Source organism: Bradyrhizobium sp. PRIMUS42 (assembly GCF_023006515.1).
Taxonomy (GTDB): domain Bacteria; phylum Pseudomonadota; class Alphaproteobacteria; order Rhizobiales; family Xanthobacteraceae; genus Bradyrhizobium.
On the sequence record NZ_JALBGZ010001106.1, the window covers coordinates 1 to 1,412 of the forward strand.

1 protein-coding gene is annotated in these 1,412 nt (G+C 66.1%); it reads left to right on the forward strand.

What is annotated here, in order from left to right; translation table 11 throughout:
• The coding region (mutS, locus tag MOV75_RS38045; protein WP_247007983.1) for a DNA mismatch repair protein MutS at nt 1-1,412 on the forward strand (1,412 nt) is incomplete at both ends.

Genomic DNA, 1,412 nt, shown 5'->3' on the forward strand with positions numbered 1-1,412 from the left:
AGCTCGACCAGCCGCCGCAGGAGATCGCGGCGGTCATGGCGGCACTGCAAAGACCCTCGCGCGAGTTGGCGGCGGAATTCGCCAGTGCGCTCGACGAGCAGCTGCCGCTGATCAAGCGCGATGGCGGCTTCGTGCGCCAAGGCTATGAGCCGGCGCTGGACGAAGCGCGAAACCTGCGCGATGCCTCACGCCTGGTGGTGGCCTCGATGCAGGCCCGCTACGCGGATAGCACGGGCGTCAAGGGCCTCAAGATCCGGCACAACAACGTGCTCGGCTATTTCGTCGAGGTCACCGCGCAGCACGGCGACAAGCTGATGTCGGCACCGCTGAACGCGACCTTCATCCATCGCCAGACGCTGGCGGGCCAGGTTCGCTTCACCACTGCCGAGCTCGGCGAGATCGAGGCCAAGATCGCCAATGCCGGCGATCGCGCGCTCGGACTGGAGCTCGAGATTTTCGAACGGCTGTCGGCCAAGGCCATGGCGATCAGCGACGATCTGCGCGCGGCCGCGCACGGCTTTGCGCTGCTCGACGTCGCGACGTCGCTGGCAAAGCTCGCGGTCGACGACAATTATGTGCGGCCGGACGTGGACGAGTCGCTCGGCTTCGCGATCGAGGCCGGCCGCCATCCCGTGGTGGAGCAGGCCCTGAAGCGCAACGGCGAGCCGTTCATCGCCAATGGGTGCGATCTGTCACCCGCGCCTGCGCAAAAATCCGGCCAGCTCTGGCTGCTCACCGGCCCCAACATGGCCGGTAAATCGACTTTCCTGCGTCAGAACGCGCTGATTGCGCTGCTGGCCCAGATCGGCAGCTTCGTGCCGGCAACGCGCGCGCGGATCGGCATCATCGACCGCCTGTTCTCGCGCGTCGGCGCCGCCGACGATCTCGCCCGCGGCCGCTCCACCTTCATGGTGGAGATGGTCGAGACCGCGGCGATCCTGAACCAGGCCGGCGAGCGCGCGCTCGTGATCCTGGACGAGATCGGCCGCGGCACCGCGACCTTCGACGGCCTCTCGATCGCCTGGGCCGCGATCGAGCATCTGCACGAGAGCAACCGCTGCCGCACGCTGTTCGCGACGCATTATCACGAGCTGACCGCGCTCTCGGCAAAGCTGCCACGGATGTTCAATGCCACCGTGCGGGTGAAGGAATGGCAGGGCAATGTCGTATTCCTGCACGAGGTGCTGCCCGGCTCGGCCGACCGCTCCTACGGCATCCAGGTCGCCAAGCTCGCCGGCCTGCCGCCCGCCGTGATCACGCGCGCGAAATCAGTGCTCTCCAAGCTGGAGGCGCAGGACCGCCGATCTTGCGATCTGTTGCAGGATCTTTTCCGCTTTGATCAGATCACGGGCGTTGAAGGCATCGACAGCACGTCGAAATTTGGTCTGCAATTCACCTGCCAAGCCCATTCC